Genomic DNA, 16,987 nt, shown 5'->3' with positions numbered 1-16,987 from the left:
TAACCGTAATACTGACAAAAGAGGGCGGGAAAGGCGTTCCGTCAGGGGCAGGCGGCGGTCGTCCCGACGGGCGGCGCGGGGGCTGCGACCGGCCGCCGAGCGCCGATGGCTTCCCCGATCAGCAGCAGGGCCGGATCCCTGTCCCCGATCGTGCGGGTCAGGAAGCCCAGCGCGTCCAGCCGTCCGGCGATCAGCCGCTCGGTCGGCAGCGAGACATGGACCGCGATCATCACCGGCGTGTCGGCGGGCATTCCGGCCGCGATCAGCTGGCGCGCGATCTCGGGTGCGGCGGCGCGGCCCATATAGACGGCCAGCGTCGCATCGGGCGCGGCAAGGGCAGACCAGTCCAGCGACAAGGGCTCGCCCTCGCGCAAATGGGCCGTGACCAGCGTCAGGCGGCGCGACAGCCCCCGCAAGGTCAGCGAGATCATGCCCGATGCCGCCGCCGCGCTCGCCGCGGTGATGCCGGGGCAGATGCGGACGGGGATACCGGCGGCGCGGCAGGCGTCGATCTCCTCGGTCGAGCGGCCGAAGATCGACGGATCGCCGCCCTTCAGCCGGACGACGCGCTGGCCCGACAAGGCGGCGGCGACGATCAGGCTGTCGATCGTCCCTTGGTCCTTCGAGTGGCGGCCCGATCGCTTGCCGACGCTGCCGCGCTCGGTGTGTGCGGGGATCATCGCCAATATCTCCGGCCCGACCAGCGCGTCGTAGAAGACGATGTCGGCGGCGGCGATCAGCCGCTCGGCCTTGCGGGTCAGGAGGTCGGGATCGCCGGGCCCTGCGCCTACCAGCCAGACCGAACCGGTGGGAAAATCATCCATGGGCATGGGAGCGTTCTTCCGTTTCGACGAGCAGCCGCGCGAGGGCGGGGCGGCACGATCCGCAATTGGTGCCTGCGCCCAGCGCCGCGCCGATCGCGGCGACGTCGGCAAGCTGCTGGTCGCGGATCGCGGTGACGATGGTGCGGACGCCGACATCGAAACAGGCACAGACGATCGCGCCGCGATCCACCGCCGCACCGGGCGCGCGTCCGGCGAGGATGGTCGGGGCGACCTGCGTCGCGCTGAGCTGGGCGATCAGCCAGTCGCGGGACGGCAGTTCGCCGCGCTCGGTCAGGAACAGCACGGCGGCGAGGCGCCCCTCGGCGATCACCGCGACGCGGTGCGATCCGCGCGCGGGGTCGGTGGCCTCGATCCGCTGGCCCTTGGGCAGCAGCGTGTCGAGCACGCCCGGGTCGCCATCTCCCGCCACCTCCCACAACCAGCCGCCCGGCACCGCGACCCGCGTGGCCCAGAGGCAATCCGGGGGCGCCATCGCCTCACCGGTCAGGATGACGAAGCCGCGCCAGCGGACCGCGACGGGTGCGATGCTGGCGGGGGTGCGCTTGAAGCCGGGCTGGCCCGAATAGGGATCGGTCAGCGGGCGGGGGAGCAGGCCGGTGCGACCGCCGGTCGCGGTCCGGTCGGTCCAGTGGATCGGCACGAACAACTCGCCCGGCCGCTGCCCCGCACTGATCGACACGCGGTAGAGGCTGCTCCCCTGCGGCGTGCCGACCCGCGCCAGCCCGCCATCGGTCAGGTCCAGCCAAGCGGCATCGTCGGGATGGACCTCGACCAGGGGCTCCTCGCGGTGGCGCGCCAGCTTGGGGGCCAGGCCGGTGCGGGTCATCGTATGCCATTGGTCGCGGTAACGCCCGGTGTTGAGCGTCATCGGCCAGTCGCGCAGCGGCTCGGGCAGCGGCTTCTGCGCGACGGCAATCAGGCGCGCGCGGCCATCCGGGGTCGGGAAACGGCCATCGGCAAAGGGCGTGCCGCCCCAGCGGAACGGCTCCATCGCGTCATAGGCGTCATTGCCGCCGCTCGACCGGCCGGGGAGGGCGAACAGCCGCGAACCGTCATTTTCATAATCGGACAGACGGCAATGCTCGCGCCAGATCTCGGCGGGGCGGTCATAGGCGAAGGCGGTCTTCCAGCCCATGCGGCGGCCGACTTCCTTGACGATCCACCAGTCGGGTTTCGCCTCGCCGGGCAGCGGGAACAGCGCGCGCTGGCGGCTGATCGTGCGGTCGCTATTGGTGACGGTGCCGTCCTTCTCGCCCCAGGCGGCGGCGGGCAGGCGGACATGCGCGTCCACCGAACTGTCGGTTTCCGCGATCACGTCGCTGACCACGACGAAGGGGCAGGCGGCCAGCGCCTCGCGGACCGACCCGGCATCGGGCATCGACACGGCGGGGTTGGTCGCCATGATCCACAGCGCCTTGATCCGGCCCTGGCCCAGTTCGCGGAACAGGTCGACGGCTTTCAGCCCCGGCTTGGGCGCGATGGTGGGGGCGGCCCAGAAACGCTGCACCCGTGCGCGGTTCTCGGGCGCGAAGTCCATATGCGCGGCCAGGGTGGAGGCGAGGCCACCGACCTCGCGCCCTCCCATCGCGTTGGGCTGTCCGGTGATCGAGAAGGGGGCCGCGCCCGGCTTGCCGATCCGCCCCGTCGCGAGGTGGAGGTTCAGGATCGCGTTGACCTGATCGGTGCCCGCGGTCGACTGGTTGATGCCCTGGCTGAACATGGTGACGGTGCGCGGGGTGGCGGCGAAAAGTTCGTAGAAGCGGCGTAGATCGGCCGGCGCCACGTCGCAGCTCCTGGCGACCGACCAGAGATCGCTGCCATCCTCCAGTGCGGTCCAGAAATCCTCGGGCACGCTGAGCGAGGCGGCGACGAAATCCTCGTCCACCACGCCGGCCGTCCGCGCCCAGGCCAGCGCGCCGTTCATCAGCGCGACGTCGCTGCCCGGCCGGATGGCGAGGTGCAGATCGGCCTCTTCCGCCGTCTCGGTGCGGCGCGGGTCGATGACGACCAGTTTGGCGCCCGCTTCGCACCGGGCGCGAATCCGCTGATAGACGATGGGGTGGCACCAGGCGGTGTTGCTGCCGACCAGTACGATCAGGTCGGCTTCGTCGAGGTCGTCATAGCTGGCGGGTACGATATCCTCACCGAATGCGCGATTGTGGCCCGCCACCGCGCTCGACATGCACAGCCGCGAATTGGTGTCGATATTGGCCGAGCCGATGAACCCCTTCATCAGCTTGTTGGCGACATAATAGTCTTCGGTCAGCAGCTGGCCGGAGACATAGAAGGCGACGCTATCCGGCCCATGCTGCGCGATGGTGTCGCGGAAGCGTTTCGCGACCAAGTCGAGCGCCTTGTCCCAGCTGGCGCGGCGCTTGCCGATCATGGGGTGGAGCAGGCGGCCTTCGAGGCCGACCGTCTCGCCCAGATGCGTGCCCTTGGAACAGAGCCTGCCGCGATTGGCGGGGTGGTCGGGGTCGCCCTTGATGAGGACCTGTCGGTCGCCGGTGACGGTCGCGGTGATGCCGCAGCCGACGCCGCAATAGGCGCAGGTGGTTTTGATATTCATCAGCCCTCTCCCCTTCGGGGAGAGGGTTGGGTGAGGGGCCGGGGGCTCGCAGAGAGGGCGTTCTCGGTGAGACACCCGCCCCTCACCCCGACCCTCTCCCCGGAGGGGAGAGGGAGGTGGATGCTGCTCACGCCGCCGCCTGCAGCGTGCTGGCGCGGCAGATCAGCACGCGCCCGCCGCTGATCTTCACCGGCACCACCGGCGTGCAGCCCTTGTCCTCGCCCAGCGCCTCGCCGGTCGTCAGGCTGATCCGCCAATTGTGCAGCGGACACGCCACCGCGCCGCCATGGACGATGCCCTGGCTCAACCGGCCATGTTTGTGCGGGCAGCGGTCGAGCAGCGCGAAGACCTTGTTCTCGCCGGTGCGGAAGACGGCGATGTCGTGACCGCCCTCGACCTGGACCGTGCGGGCGCCGCGCACCGGGATCTCGCTCACCCAGCCGATGTCCAGCCATTCGCCAATCATGCCATTTCCTCCTGCGGGATGAAGCGCGCCATGGGGGCGTGCATTTCGCGATCGGCCCCGGCGGCCCGCGCCGCCCAAGGGTCGTCCTGCATGAATTGCTGCGAGTAGAAGAAGCGGTGCGCCAGCTCGGCGCGCTCGTCCGCATCGGGGAGCAGCCGCGACTGGATATAGGCCAGGCCCACCCGCTCGATCCAAGGCGCGGTCCGCTCCAGGTAACGGGCCTCTTCGCGGTAAAGCTGGATGAAGGCGGCGCACATCTCCATCGCTTCCTGTTCCGTGGCGACCTTGCAGAGCAGATCGGTCGCGCGGACCTTGATCCCGCCATTGCCGCCGACATGCAGCTCGTAACCGCTATCGACGCAGACCACGCCGAAGTCCTTGATCGTCGCCTCGGCGCAGTTGCGCGGGCAGCCCGACACCGCGATCTTGAACTTGTGCGGCATCCACGACCCCCAGGTCGCCCGCTCCAGCTTGACGCCCAGCCCGGTCGAATCCTGCGTGCCGAAGCGGCACCATTCAGAGCCGACGCACGTCTTCACGGTGCGCAGCGACTTGCCATAGGCATGGCCGGAGACCATGCCCGCCGCGTTCAGATCGGCCCAGACGGCGGGCAGATCCTCCTTCTTGATCCCGAAGATGTCGAGCCGCTGGCCGCCCGTCACCTTGACCATCGGCGCGTTGAACTTCTCGACCACATCGGCGATCGCGCGCAGTTCCTTAGGGGAGGTGATGCCGCCCCACATGCGCGGGACGACCGAATAGGTGCCGTCCTTCTGGATGTTGGCGTGCATCCGCTCGTTGACGAAGCGGCTCTGCTGGTCGTCCTGATATTCGCCGGGCAGCGCGCAGAGCAGATAGTAATTGAGCGCGGGGCGGCAGGAGGAACAACCGTCGGGGGTCGACCAGTGCAGCTTCTGCATCACCTCGGGGATCGAGCGCATGTCCTGTGCGACGATTTCGCGGCGGACATCGTCATGGCCAAAGCTGGTGCATTTGCACATCGTCTTCGGCCCCGCCTGCACCTCATCGCCCAGGGTCAGTGCGAGCAACGTCTCGACCAGCCCGGTGCACGAGCCGCAGCTCGCCGACGCCTTGCAGGTCGCGCGGACGGCGTCGAGGCTGTGCGCCCCCTTGGCGATGCATGAGACGACCTGGCCCTTGGTGACGCCGTTGCAGCCGCAAATCTCCGCCGTGTCGGAGAGCGCCGCAACGGCCGCCTTAGGGTCCGCCTGCCCCCCTCCCGAGGCGAAGGCCTGGCCGAAGATCAGCGCGTCGCGGATATCGCCGACGCTCTCGCCCTTTTTGAGCAGGTCGAAATACCAGTTGCCGTCGGCGGTGTCGCCGTACAGCACCGCGCCGACGATCCGGTCGTCCTTGACCACGACGCGCTTGTAGATGCCGCGCGCCGCATCACGCAGCACGATATCCTCCGCGCCGTCGCCGCCGCCGAAATCGCCCGCCGAGAAGACGTCGAGCCCGGCGACCTTCAGCTTGGTCGCGGTCGCGGTGGGGCGATAGCCAGAGGGCACGCCTGTCAGCGCATCGGCGAGGCTGCGGCACATATCCCAGAGCGGCGCGACCAGGCCGTAAACCTGTCCGTCATGCTCGACGCACTCACCGACCGACAGGATGCGCGGGTCGGAGGTGACCATATGGTCGTCCACCTTGATCCCGCGCCCGACCTCCAGCCCGGCGGCGCGGGCGAGTGCGACGGAAGGGCGGATGCCGACCGCCATCACCACCAGATCGGCGGGGATTTCACGTCCGTCCTTCAGGCGGATCGCTTCGACCTTGCCATCGCCTACGATTTCGGCGGTGTCGGCACCGCACAAGACAGTCTGGCCACGAGCTTCGAGCGCTTGTTTCAATAGCCAGCCCGCCGCCTCGTCCAATTGCCGCTCCATCAGCGTCGGCATCAGGTGCAGGACGGTGACGGTCATGCCGCGAAGCGACAGGCCGTGCGCGGCCTCCAGGCCCAGCAGGCCGCCGCCGATCACCACCGCGCTGCCGCCCCGCTCGGCGGCGGCGAGCATGTGCTCGACATCCTTCATGTCGCGGAAGCTGATGACGCCGGGCAGGTCGTGGCCGGGGACGGGGATGATGAACGGGTCGGAGCCGGTCGCGATCAGCACCCGGTCATAGTCCAGCACCATGCCGCTCTTCGCGGTCACGGTCCGCGCCTCGCGGTCGATCGCCGTGACGGGATCGCCGCTGACCAGGGTGATGCCGTTGTCGGCATACCAGTCGAGCCCGTTGATGACGATCTCGTCGAACGTCTTTTCCCCCGCCAGCACGGGCGACAGCATGATCCGGTTGTAATTCACCAGCGGCTCGGCGCCGAAGATGGTGATGCGGTAGCGGCTGGGATCGCGCGCCAGCAATTCCTCGACCGCACGGCACCCGGCCATGCCGTTGCCAATGACGATCAAATGTTCTCGGGCTTCGCCCGCTGGCAGATGCTCGCGGGTATCGGTCGCCGCGACGACGGGGGTATGTTCCATCAGATGGTCCAGTCCAGTTGGAGCCAGAATTTCGTGGTATCCGCGCCGAAGCGATCTGCCTGGTAATCGGCGTAGCGCAGCGAGGCGGTGGTGCGGCCGACCTTGCCTTGCGCCAGCAGGTCGATCTCGTTGCCGTAATGGCGGATCAGCCGGTCGCTCTCGAAACGGTGCCAGACGGCGGACAGGCTGACCGCCTTGACCGCGCCGACCTGCTTCCAGCCCCAGCCGGTGCTGGCATAGAGATCGCGAATGCCGTCGGGCGGGGTGGTGGTGAACTTGTCGGCCCAGCCCTGGAACTTGAAGATCGAGGACAAGGGCGTCTGGAAGCTGGTCAGCGCCTGGCCCTTATCGGCGCCCAGCACTTCATAGCCGCCGCCCAGACGCGGGCCGTTCAGGTCCAGCGCGACATCGGCCAGCCAGTAGTCGGCCGAATAGCGGTTGGGATTACGGTGATAGTCCGACTGGCGCGCCCAGCTGGCCTGATAGGACAGCTTCGCCTTACCGATCGGCCGCGTGCCGGCCAGGCGCGTGCCATAGGTCTGGCTGGACAGGCGGTATCCCTGCACCGCCGCCTCGTCCTCATCGATCAGATAGGCAAAGCCGGTCAGCGTCCCAATCGGCGAGGTCCAGCCCAGATTGGCCAGCACCGTATCGCCGCCGACCGAGCGGGGCCGAACGCCCGTGCCGTCGATGCCCCAGACGGTGCGGACGCCCCAGACATAGCTGACATCGGCCTTCACACCCTTCAGCGGCGCGATCTCGGCGCGGACCGCGTCGAAGGTCTGGCCGTTGTTGCGGATCGCGGCCTGGCCGACGAAACGCTCGTCGTCCAGCGTGATCCGCTGCCGCCCGGCGGTCAGGGTCAGGCCCGGCGTCTTGTACTGGACCTGCGCCCGGTACAGCCCGATGCTCTGCGGATCGCCGATCAGCGGGCGGCTGGCATCGGGGTGCACGCCGTCGAAGTAATCGGGCACGATGGCCAGATTGCCCTGCGCTTCCACCAGGGCCGACCAGTGGCCGGTCGTGGCGGTCAGGCCGCTGCGGATGCGGGCGGTGACCGCGTCCGAGATCCGGGGCAGGCCGTCTTGGTCGACCTGTTCCCAGCGCAGCCGGGCGTCGACCAGCGGCTTCAGCGTCACCGTCTGCGCGGCGGCGGGAGTGGCGATGACGGCCGTGGCCGACAGGAGGAGGGCGGGCAGGAGGAGGGCGCGGCGGCGCATCGTCATCAGATCCGCACGCCTTCGGCCGCGCCCCAGCTGCGGCGCCAGCGACCCTTGACCAGCGTCAGCCCGGCCAGCGCCACCAGAGCCAGCGCGGCGAAGATCAGGAAACCGCCCGAGAAGCTGCCCGTCCACTGCTTGGCGAAGCCCAGCGAGGAGGCGAGGTAGAAGCCGCCAATGCCGCCCGCCATGCCGACCAGGCCGGTCATCACGCCGATCTCGGCGGCGAAACGCTGCGGCACCAGCTGGAACACCGAGCCGTTGCCGACGCCCAGCCCCAGCATCGACAGGACGAACAGCGCCAGCGAGGCGGCGAACCCGTCGACCATCGACACGCCGACCAGCGTCGCGGCGGCGGCCAGGAACACGGCCGTCAGCGCCTTCACCCCGCCGATCGCATCGGCCAGCGCCCCGCCCATCGGCCGCACCAGCGAACCGGCAAAGACGCAGGCCGCCGTGGCATAGCCCGCCTGCACCGGGGTCAGGCCGAAGCGGTCGGTGAAATAGATGGGCAGGCTGGCGGCCAGGCCTACGAACCCACCAAAGGTGACGGCGTAGAAGCCCATCAGCCACCAGGCATCCGCTTGGCGGAGCGGCGCCAGATATTCGACGAAGCGGCGCGGCGGCGGCGCACCCGGCGCGTCCTTGGCCATGACCATATAGACCAGGAAGACGAGGCTGAGCGGCAGGCAGGCCAGGCCCAGCACCGCGTTCCAGCCGAACAGCTTGGCGAGCGCGGGCGCGAAGAGCGCGGCGAGCACCGTGCCCGAATTGCCCATGCCGGCCAGGCCCATCGCCTTGCCCTGATGCGCCGGCGGATACCAGCGGCTGGCGAGCGGCAGGGCGATGGCGAAGCTGGCGCCCGCAAAGCCCAGGATCACGCCCAGCGCCAGCGTGCCGCCAAAGCTATTCACGCCCAATGTCCAGGCGGAGAACAGCCCGGCGATCACGATGATCTGGCTGATCGCGCCCGACCGCTTCGGGCCGATCCGGTCGACCAGCAGGCCGTTGACGACGCGCAGCACCGCGCCCGCCAGCGTCGGCACCGCGACCATCACGCCCTTTTGCGCCGGGGTAAGGCCCAGCGTGGCGGAAATCTGCGGGGCGAGGGGGCCGAGCAGCACCCAGACCATGAATGCGAGGTCGAAATACAGGAATGCCGCGATCAGGGTCGGCGTATGGCCGCTCGACCAGAAACCGCCGTCATCGGCGGCCTTTCGCTTCTTGCTATCGTCCCAGATTGCCGTTGCCATCGTGCTGTCCCCCAGTTTCCGAGCCCAAACGGAAAAAGCCGCCAGGACGTGGACCTGTCGGTCACATCCTGGCGGCTTCGTTGCCTCCAAGCAGAACACGGGGGCGGTCCCCGTTTCCGCCAGCGAACCACCCCGTCATTGGAGCGGCGTTCGCCGTTATCTCGTGTCCGACTCCATTGCCGAACGAGTCGGAAATTGCCTCAAATGGTGCGACTGCGCAAGTGTCTTTCGCTATTGCAGCAAATGCATCCCATTCCTCCCCTGCAAGGGGAGGTGGCGCGCGCAGCGCGTCGGAGGGGTGTCCCGCTATCGAGAGGGCGACACCCCTCCGTCAGGGCTGACGCCCTGCCACCTCCCCTTACAGGGGAGGAATTTCAGGGTAGTTCCGCCAAATACCCCGCAATATCATCGGGATCGAAGGCCCGCCCGTCGAAGAAGCGATCGCTGCCCAGCACCAGCCGCCCTTGTGTGGACCCCGCCCCGATCGGCTCGACCAGCGCCCCCTCCAGCTTGGAACTGGCACCGGGCAAAGGGGCACCCGACCCCGCCAGCGCTGCGCGGTAGAGGTCGGGGCGGAATACGCCTTGTGCAATCGCGGCGTCGGCGGGCGAGAATTGGCCCTCCCACCGCACCATCTGCGCATAGAGCCAGGCGGCCTGACTTCGCCACGGGAAGTTCGCCGCCTCGCGATACTGGAACATGAAGTCGGGATAATGGATCGGCTCGCCGCCGGGCACCACGCGGATGCGGTCGGTGATCGCGCGCAGGATCGCATCGACCGGCGCGTCCAGATATTGCGGGCGCGAGAGGATGGCGGCGCTTTGCTCCACCGTCTGTGGATCGACGAAATGCGCCGCCGCCGCATGGACCGCGCGGATCAGGCGGAGCACGCCGTCGCGCCGCGCCTCGGCCCGGTCGGCGCGCATCGCCAGCACCTTCTCGACGCCGCGCCGCCAGATCTGCGCGGTGGCGAGCGCGATCCGGCCGACGCCGCGGTCGACCGCGATCGAGTTCCACGGCTCGCCGACGCAGATGCCGTCCACTTCCCCGGCGGCCAGCGCATCGGCGGCAAAGGGCGGGCTGGTCACGACGATCTCGACATCGCTGTCGGGTCGGATGCCGACCCCGGCCAGCCAATAGCGGAGCATGTAATTGTGGCTGGAATGGCGGTGGACGACGCCAAACCGCAACGGCCTGCCCGCGTCGCGCCGCCGGTCCGCCACCGCCTTCAACGCCGCGCCGATCGCCACCGGATCGCCCAGCGTCTCGCCCAGTCCCACCGCTTCGCCCAGCGCGATCGAGAAGGTGATCGCATTGCCGTTCAGCCCCAATACGAAGGGGACCGCCATCGGCACCGCCGGGCGATCCCGGCCCAGCGCGGTGGCGATGGCGAGCGGTGCGACCAGATGCGCGGCGTCGGTATGACCATAGAGCAACCGGTCGCGCACCGCCGCCCAGGTGACGTCGCGGACCAGCGCGATCTCGACGCCCTCGGCCTCGGCGAAGCCCAGTTCCTGCGCCAGTATGGGCAGTGCGGCGTCGACCAGCGGCAGGAAGCCGATGCGGAACAGGTCGGCACTCATGGCAGGTCTCCCATCAACTGCGCGCTGGTCACGATCGCCTCGGCCACTTCGGCGATGCGGCGGTTGCTGGTCATCGCGTGGCTGCGCAGCAGCGCATAGGCGGCGGGCTCGTCGATGCTGCGGCGGCGCATCAGGATCGCCTTGGCCCGGTCGATCACCTGCCGGTCGGCCAGCGCGGTCTTCGCCTCGGCCAGTTCGGCCTGCAGGCGCGAGAATGCCTGGAAGCGGCGGACGGCCAGGTCGAGGATCGGCTTGATCCGCTGCTTGGCCAGGCCATCGACGACATAGGCCGACACGCCCGCATCGACCGCCGCCATCGTCGCCTCGGGCTCCGACTGGTCGACGAACATCGCGATCGGCCGGTCCAGCGCGCGCGACATGGCGAAGAAATCCTCCAGCACGTCGCGGCTGGGATTTTCCAGGTTGATCAGGACGACTTCCGGCGCGGCGCGCTCCACCTGCGCGGCCAGCGGACCCGACGGGTCGATCACCACCAGATCGGTCAGCCCGGCCTCGCGCAGGCCATCGGAAATGATCGCCGCCCGGGTGCTGCTGGTATCAATGATGGCGATCCGCATGGCGGTTTAGTGCCGCGTCGTTCCTCGCCCGACAAGCCTGTGCGGGGCCGGGATCGGCACGCGCCACCGCTTGCGCTGAGATATGTCCGACTATAGGCGCGTCATGCCAAAGGCTTGGGCCACAAGTCTGGCCGGATCACGAAGGACATCACCCATCATGCGCCATCTGGGCCGGTCCCGCAGTCTCCTTTGGCTGCGGCTCGTTCTTCTCGCCGCGACGATGACGATCGGGGCAAAGGCAGTGCTGTCGTCGCCACAGGGCTTTGCCTTGTCGGGCGATATCGTGCCGGCGCATGACCCCGTGCTGATCCGCGAGGGCGATCGCTATTACGCCTTTTCGACCGGCCAGCGCGATCGGCGGCCGCTCGTCGCGCGGATGTCGCGCGACCTGCATCACTGGACACCGTTGCCTTCGCCCTTGGCCGACATTCCGGAATGGGCGCTTCGCCTAGTGCCGGGCGCGCGCGAGATGTGGGCGCCGGACATTTCGCGCGTCGGGGATCGGTATCGGCTCTATTATTCGGTATCCGGCTTCGGGAAGCAGCGGTCGGTCATTGGCCTGGCGACGGCGGCGACGCTCGATCCCGACAGCCCCGATCATGGCTGGCGCGACGAGGGACCGGTCATCGCCTCGCGAGAGGGGGATGCGTTCAACGCGATCGACCCCGCCTTTGTCCGCGATCGGCACGGCGGCGAATGGCTGGCATTCGGGAGTTTCTGGGGCGGGATCCACTTGATCCGGCTCGATCCCCGCACCGGCAAGCCTGCGTCCGGGGCCCGGCCGGTGATGATCGCCAGGCGTGCGGCCAGCGACCGGGCGGATGCGATCGAGGCGCCCTTCATCGTCGATCATGGCGGCTGGTATTGGCTGATCGTGTCCTTCGACTATTGCTGTCGCGGGACGGCAAGCAGCTATCACCTGCGCGTCGGACGATCCCGGTCGATCCAGGGGCCTTATCGAGATCGCGAGGACCATGCGATGCGCGGGGGCGGCGGGACCGTATTGCTGCAGGCCGATGCCGCAGGACAAGACCGGTTTCGCGGTCCGGGCCATGCCGGGGTGATGCACGATCGAGACGGCCGGGATTATCTGATCCATCACGCCTATGATGCGCGGGCTGGCGGCGCGCCGACGCTACGTATTGCGCCGCTGCAATGGGATGCGGCGGGCTGGCCGGTGGTCGGCGCAGAGGACGATACGGCTTCTTAGTCGGACCAATAGGGCCAGTGTCCGGACACTGCGACGGCGAGGGGCGTGATGCGGAGAGCGATATTTTTTGGTCGCGACAGGAGTATCCCTTCAAGGGAAATCAGCCTCTTGGTCGGAGACTATGGCCTTATTCGTTGAATTTGCCGGATAATATCGGTTTTTGACGGCTATATTGCTGCAATCGCTCACAAATCCTGGTGTGACACAAAATCCACGATATGAAATTTGCGCCATGGGCCCGTCATGATGTTCTTGACGCCCCCGGCAGATAGTCAGACAAATCTTCCCAAGAGGCACCGAAAGGTCGGGCCGGTTCAGGGGAGAGATGATGAAGCACCACGTCCTGTTGCTGTCGGTCGCGCCATGGGCGCTCTTGGCCGCACCCGCCATGGCGCAGAGCGCCGCGCCCGACCAGAAGACGCGGACCACCGATCGGACGACGCCGGTCGAGGCGCAGACGGCGGTCGGTATCCGTCAGGATGTGCAGGAAGTTCCGGATCGCAGCCCGGTCCAGGCCGCGACCACCGGCCTGCCCGAATCGGAGGTCGACCCCCGCGACATCGTCGTCACCGGCTATCGCGCCAGCCTGGGCAGCGCGCAGGCGATCAAGCGCAATTCCGATGCGATCCTGGACGCGATCGTCGCGCAGGATATCGGCAAGTTGCCCGACAATACGGCGGCGGAGTCGCTGGCGCGCGTGACCGGCATCCAGGTCAGCCGCAACAGCGACGAAGTGACGCAGGTGCTGGTGCGCGGCCTGCCCGACGTGGCGACGACCTTTAACGGGCGCGACATCTTCACCGCCGAGAATCGCCGCGCCGCGCTTCAGGATTTCCCGGCGGGCGCGCTGGCGGGGCTGGAAGTGTACAAGTCCGGCACCGCCGACCTGCTGGAGCCCGGGCTGGCGGGCCTCATCAACGTGCGCTCGCGCCGCCCCTTCGACTTCGACAAGGGTTTCACGATCGCGGGCGGCGTACGCGGCACCTATAACGACCAGTCGAAGAAGTTCGACCCGCTCGGCAACCTGCTGATCAGCCAGCGCGCCGACACCGCGATCGGCGAGATCGGCTGGCTGATCAACGCCGCTTATACCCAAGCGCAATATCGCAACGCGGTCCGCTGGGGCGAGGGCGGTACCAACACGCCGACGCCCGGCACGACCGTGCTGCCCAGCTCGGTGGGCCGCAATTTCGAGATTCCGACGGCGGTCGGCGTCTATAACGACAGCGGCAAGCGCTGGCGCCCGGCGATCAACGCCAGCGTCCAGTGGCGCCCGGCGCATAATCTCGAACTCTATTACGACTTCCTCTACCAGGGCTATCGCGGCGAGATCGCCAATGACTGGTTCCGGGTGCCGCTGCTCGACAATAATCCGACGCTCAGCGACGTGGTGCTGCGTCCCGGCCAGCCGCTGCAGGTGCAGAGCCTGACCAAGACCGGGGGCTATCGCCCCGAAGCGTATCGCAGCACGCGCAAGGGCTATACCAACACCTATCAGGCGGCGGGCGGCGCGAAATGGGATGTCGGCCGCGCCCATCTGTCGACCGATCTGGCCTATACCAATTCGGAATATGGCGAAGACGAATGGAGCTTCGACACCGCCTTTGCCCAGCCGCCGGTCGCCAAGGTCGATTTCTTCGTCGACGACGGCGTGTCCTTCTCGCTGCCCGGGTTCAACGCCAGCGACCCGGCCAATTACATCTGGCGCGGCTATTACGAGTCGACCTACCGCGTGCAGGGCAAGGGGTGGCAGTGGCGTGCCGACATGGACCTGGAAACCGATCTGGCGCTGCTGCCCAGGTTCCAGTTCGGCGTCCGCTGGACCGATCGCGACGCCACGCTGCGCCGGGGCAATCGCTATGCCTATACCGAGGCGTTGGCGATCCCGCTGGCCCAGACGCCGACCGGCGACCTGGCGCTGACCCAGAACGCGTTTCGCGGCAATCAGGGCTTCACCAGCTGGTTGATGCCGTCGCGCGAGGGAATTGCGGGGAACGCGCCCGAGTTGCGCCAGTTCGCCTTCGACGCGCTGCAACGGCTGGTGGCGGGCAATCCGTCGGACCAGGGTTTTCGCGACGCGCTCAACCGCTTCGCCTCGCCGACGGTGCAGCTCGATCCGCTGGCGGCCTTTTATGCGGCCGAGCAGACCTATGCCTTTTACGGCCAGGTGAAATATGAGTTCGACATCGGATCGGTCCGGTTCGACGGCCTGATCGGCACGCGCGTCGTCAATACCGTCGGCCGCTATAGCGGCATTTCGACGGTCGAGTTCGACGGCGTACGGCGCAGCGAGCCGCGCACGACCCGCGCCAATTATGTCGACGTGCTGCCCAATGTCTCGCTGCGCGTCCGGCCCAGCGACAGGCTGCAAATCCGCTTCGGCATCACCAAGACGCGGACCAAGCCCGAATTCGGTCAGCTCAATCCGGCGCTGAACATCACCCAGAATACCCAGGCGGTGATCCCCGACCAGCCGCTCGACCCGCGCTTCCCGGCCGGGCTGAATACGCGGCCCAATGCCTATGGCAGCGGCGGCAATCCCGATCTGAAGCCGCTGACCTCGACCAATTACGATGCGACGGTCGAATATTATTTCTCGCCCACCGCGTCGCTGACGGCGGCGGTATTCTACCGCGATCTGAACGGCTTCATCAGCAATTACGTCAACCGGACGATCGACCCCTTTTACGGCCTGATCGAAATCAGCCGCCCGGAAAATGCCGGGGCGGGACGGATCAAGGGCGTCGAGGTCGGCGGCCAGACCTTTCTCGACTTCCTGCCGGGCCTGTGGAGCGGCTTCGGCGTCCAGGCGAACGTGACCTATCTGGAGGGCAAGCAGCGTTATCCGGCCAATCTGTTCGCCTCGAACGGCGGGACGACCGAGCCGCCCTTCGTGCCGATCACCGGCCTGTCGCGCTGGACCTATAATGTCGCACTCTTCTACGAAAAGGGCGATGTGTCGACGCGACTGTCGTTCAACAATCGCGATGCGTTCCTGAACGGCAATTTCATCAACGGCGACGGCTTCTACAATGGCGAGGGTACGACCCGCATCCAGCGGCTGGATTTCTCGTTCAACTACAACCTGACCAAGGAGATCACGGTCGCCTTCGACGCGGCCAATCTGCTGGCCAAGCCGTTCAACAACTATCGCAGCTATGGCAACGGCCTGTCCTATCCGCGCGACGTGCGCGACGAGGGGCGCTATTACGGACTCGGCGTGCGGTTCCGCTTCTGATCGGCGTTCGCCCACGAAAAACCCCGCCGGTCCAGCGACCGGCGGGGTTTCTTCCATGCGGCGGCGGAGGGATCAGACCAGTGCGTTGCGGCGGATCAGTTCCTTATACCACTGGGCGGAGAGCTTGGGCGTGCGCTTCTGGGTCGCATAGTCGACATGATGCAGGCCGAAGCGCAGGCCATAGCCGTCGGCCCATTCGAAATTGTCCATCAGGCTCCAGAGGAAATAGCCCTTGAGCGGATAGCCCTCGGCCGCCGCGCGGCGGAACTGGCCCAGATAGTTGCGCAGGTACATGATCCGGTCGCCGTCATCGACCAGGCCCTTGTCGTTCAGCTTGTCGTCGGCCGAGGTGCCGTTCTCGGAAATATAGATCGCCTTCGGGCTCCACATCTCGCTGGCGGCGCGGACACCCCAATAGGCGGCCTCCGGCCCGACATAGAGCCAGGGCGAGGCCATGCGCGGCGAGTTGGGCAAGTGGGGCAGCGGGGTATAGCCGCGCGGATCCTCCGGGTTGGCCTTGACGAAGGTCGGCGTGTAGATGTTGAGCGCCACGAAATCGAGCGGGCTGCCGATCGCCGCCATGTCGCCTGCCTGCACCTTGGGCGCGTCGGCACCGGCGCTCTTCAGATAGGCGTCGGTATATTTGCCCTCCATGATCGCGGTCAGGAACATGGCATTCTCTTCGCGCATCGCCGTCTTGGTCGCCGCGATATGCTCGGGCGTCTCGATGACGGGGACGAAGATGCTGGCATTGTCGGCGATGCCGACCTCGGTCCCCGCCTTGGCATTGGCGCGGATCGCCTGGACGCCCAGGCCGTGCGCCAGGCAGCCATGGTGGCGGACCTGGTTGACCTGACCCTGGGGCAGCTTCAGGCCCGGCGCGTGGATGCCGACCATATGGCCGAGGTCGGTGAAGCAGCGCAGCTCGTTGACCGTCATGAAGCGGTGGACGCGGTCGGACAGCTTGCCTGCCATGAAGCCTGCATAGTCGGCGAAGGCCTTGGCGGTATCGCGATTCTGCCAGCCACCGGGCAGCGCCTGGGGCAGGTCCCAATGGAACAGGGTGACGTTGGGCTGGATACCGGCGGCCAGCAGGCCGTCGATCACGCGGTTATAATAGTCCAGGCCCTTCTGGTTGAACTTGCCGCGCCCCTCGGGGAAGATGCGCGACCAGGCGATCGACATGCGATAGGCCTTCACGCCGAGGTTCTTCAGGAGCGCGATGTCCTCGTTATAGCGGTGATAGCTGTCGCAGGCGACGTCGCCGGTGTCGTTGTTCGCGACCTTGCCCGGCGTGTGCGAGAACACGTCCCAGTTGGTCAGGCCGCGCCCGTCCTCCTTCACCGCGCCTTCGATCTGATAGGACGCGGTGGCGCATCCCCACAGGAAATCCTTGGGAAAGCTGAGGTCCGAGGCGGTCGCCGCCGCTGCACGGGTGGCGGCCAGCGTGCCGCCGCCGGTGGCGAGCGCGGCACCGCCCATCGCCATGCCGGTCTTCATGAAATTACGACGATCCATGGTTCG

Annotated in this window: 11 protein-coding genes; 2 read left to right on the top strand and 9 right to left on the bottom strand. The window is 67.5% G+C overall.

The features are described from left to right. Positions 1–41: 41 nt before the first annotated feature. From cobA to QZ546_RS15255, 8 genes are all read right to left on the bottom strand, one after another. A complete protein-coding gene (gene cobA / locus QZ546_RS15290) occupies positions 42–830 on the bottom strand; it encodes a uroporphyrinogen-III C-methyltransferase (RefSeq protein WP_294239408.1) in 789 nt (262 codons plus the stop codon). Further along, positions 817–3,414 (bottom strand): nitrate reductase, encoded by a 2,598-nt coding sequence (locus tag QZ546_RS15285; protein WP_294239406.1) that lies wholly within the window; start codon positions 3,412–3,414, stop codon positions 817–819. Before QZ546_RS15285 ends, cobA begins: the two co-directional genes overlap by 14 nt. Before the next feature lie 127 nt (positions 3,415–3,541). Beyond that, a complete protein-coding gene (gene nirD / locus QZ546_RS15280; RefSeq protein WP_294239403.1) occupies positions 3,542–3,880 on the bottom strand; it encodes a nitrite reductase small subunit NirD in 339 nt (112 codons plus the stop codon). Continuing rightward, positions 3,877–6,381: a nitrite reductase large subunit NirB gene (gene nirB, locus QZ546_RS15275; protein ID WP_294239400.1), complete on the bottom strand. Its 2,505-nt coding sequence runs from the start codon at positions 6,379–6,381 to the stop codon at positions 3,877–3,879. Before nirB ends, nirD begins: the two co-directional genes overlap by 4 nt. After that, positions 6,381–7,601, bottom strand: coding sequence for an alginate export family protein (locus QZ546_RS15270; protein ID WP_294239435.1), 1,221 nt, complete (start codon positions 7,599–7,601; stop codon positions 6,381–6,383). The genes nirB and QZ546_RS15270 overlap by 1 nt, the downstream gene beginning before the upstream one ends. Before the next feature lie 5 nt (positions 7,602–7,606). After that, a complete protein-coding gene (locus tag QZ546_RS15265) occupies positions 7,607–8,854 on the bottom strand; it encodes a NarK/NasA family nitrate transporter (RefSeq protein ID WP_294239396.1) in 1,248 nt (415 codons plus the stop codon). A gap of 374 nt (positions 8,855–9,228) precedes the next feature. Further along, complete coding sequence (locus tag QZ546_RS15260; RefSeq protein ID WP_294239393.1) at positions 9,229–10,437, bottom strand: ABC transporter substrate-binding protein; 1,209 nt, start codon at positions 10,435–10,437, stop codon at positions 9,229–9,231. After that, positions 10,434–11,015, bottom strand: a complete 582-nt coding sequence (locus tag QZ546_RS15255) for an ANTAR domain-containing response regulator (RefSeq protein ID WP_294239390.1) — start codon at positions 11,013–11,015, stop codon at positions 10,434–10,436. Before QZ546_RS15255 ends, QZ546_RS15260 begins: the two co-directional genes overlap by 4 nt. A 157-nt stretch (positions 11,016–11,172) precedes the next feature. On the opposite strand from QZ546_RS15255, the gene QZ546_RS15250 reads away from it, so the two are divergent. Next, a complete protein-coding gene (locus QZ546_RS15250; protein ID WP_294239387.1) occupies positions 11,173–12,225 on the top strand; it encodes an arabinan endo-1,5-alpha-L-arabinosidase in 1,053 nt (350 codons plus the stop codon). A 328-nt stretch (positions 12,226–12,553) separates the two neighbouring features. Beyond that, the gene (locus QZ546_RS15245) at positions 12,554–15,463 is read left to right on the top strand and encodes a TonB-dependent receptor (protein WP_294239385.1); all 2,910 of its coding nucleotides are present in this window, start codon (positions 12,554–12,556) and stop codon (positions 15,461–15,463) included. 72 nt (positions 15,464–15,535) lie between these two features. Here QZ546_RS15245 and QZ546_RS15240 read toward each other — a convergent pair whose 3' ends face one another. Then, positions 15,536–16,981 (bottom strand): GH1 family beta-glucosidase, encoded by a 1,446-nt coding sequence (locus tag QZ546_RS15240; RefSeq protein ID WP_294239382.1) that lies wholly within the window; start codon positions 16,979–16,981, stop codon positions 15,536–15,538. Between the last annotated feature and the right edge of the window lie 6 nt (positions 16,982–16,987).

The sequence above is a fragment of the uncultured Sphingomonas sp. genome, from assembly GCF_913062585.1.
Lineage (GTDB): Bacteria > Pseudomonadota > Alphaproteobacteria > Sphingomonadales > Sphingomonadaceae > Sphingomonas.
This window is presented reverse-complemented; position numbering and strand designations above follow the sequence as displayed.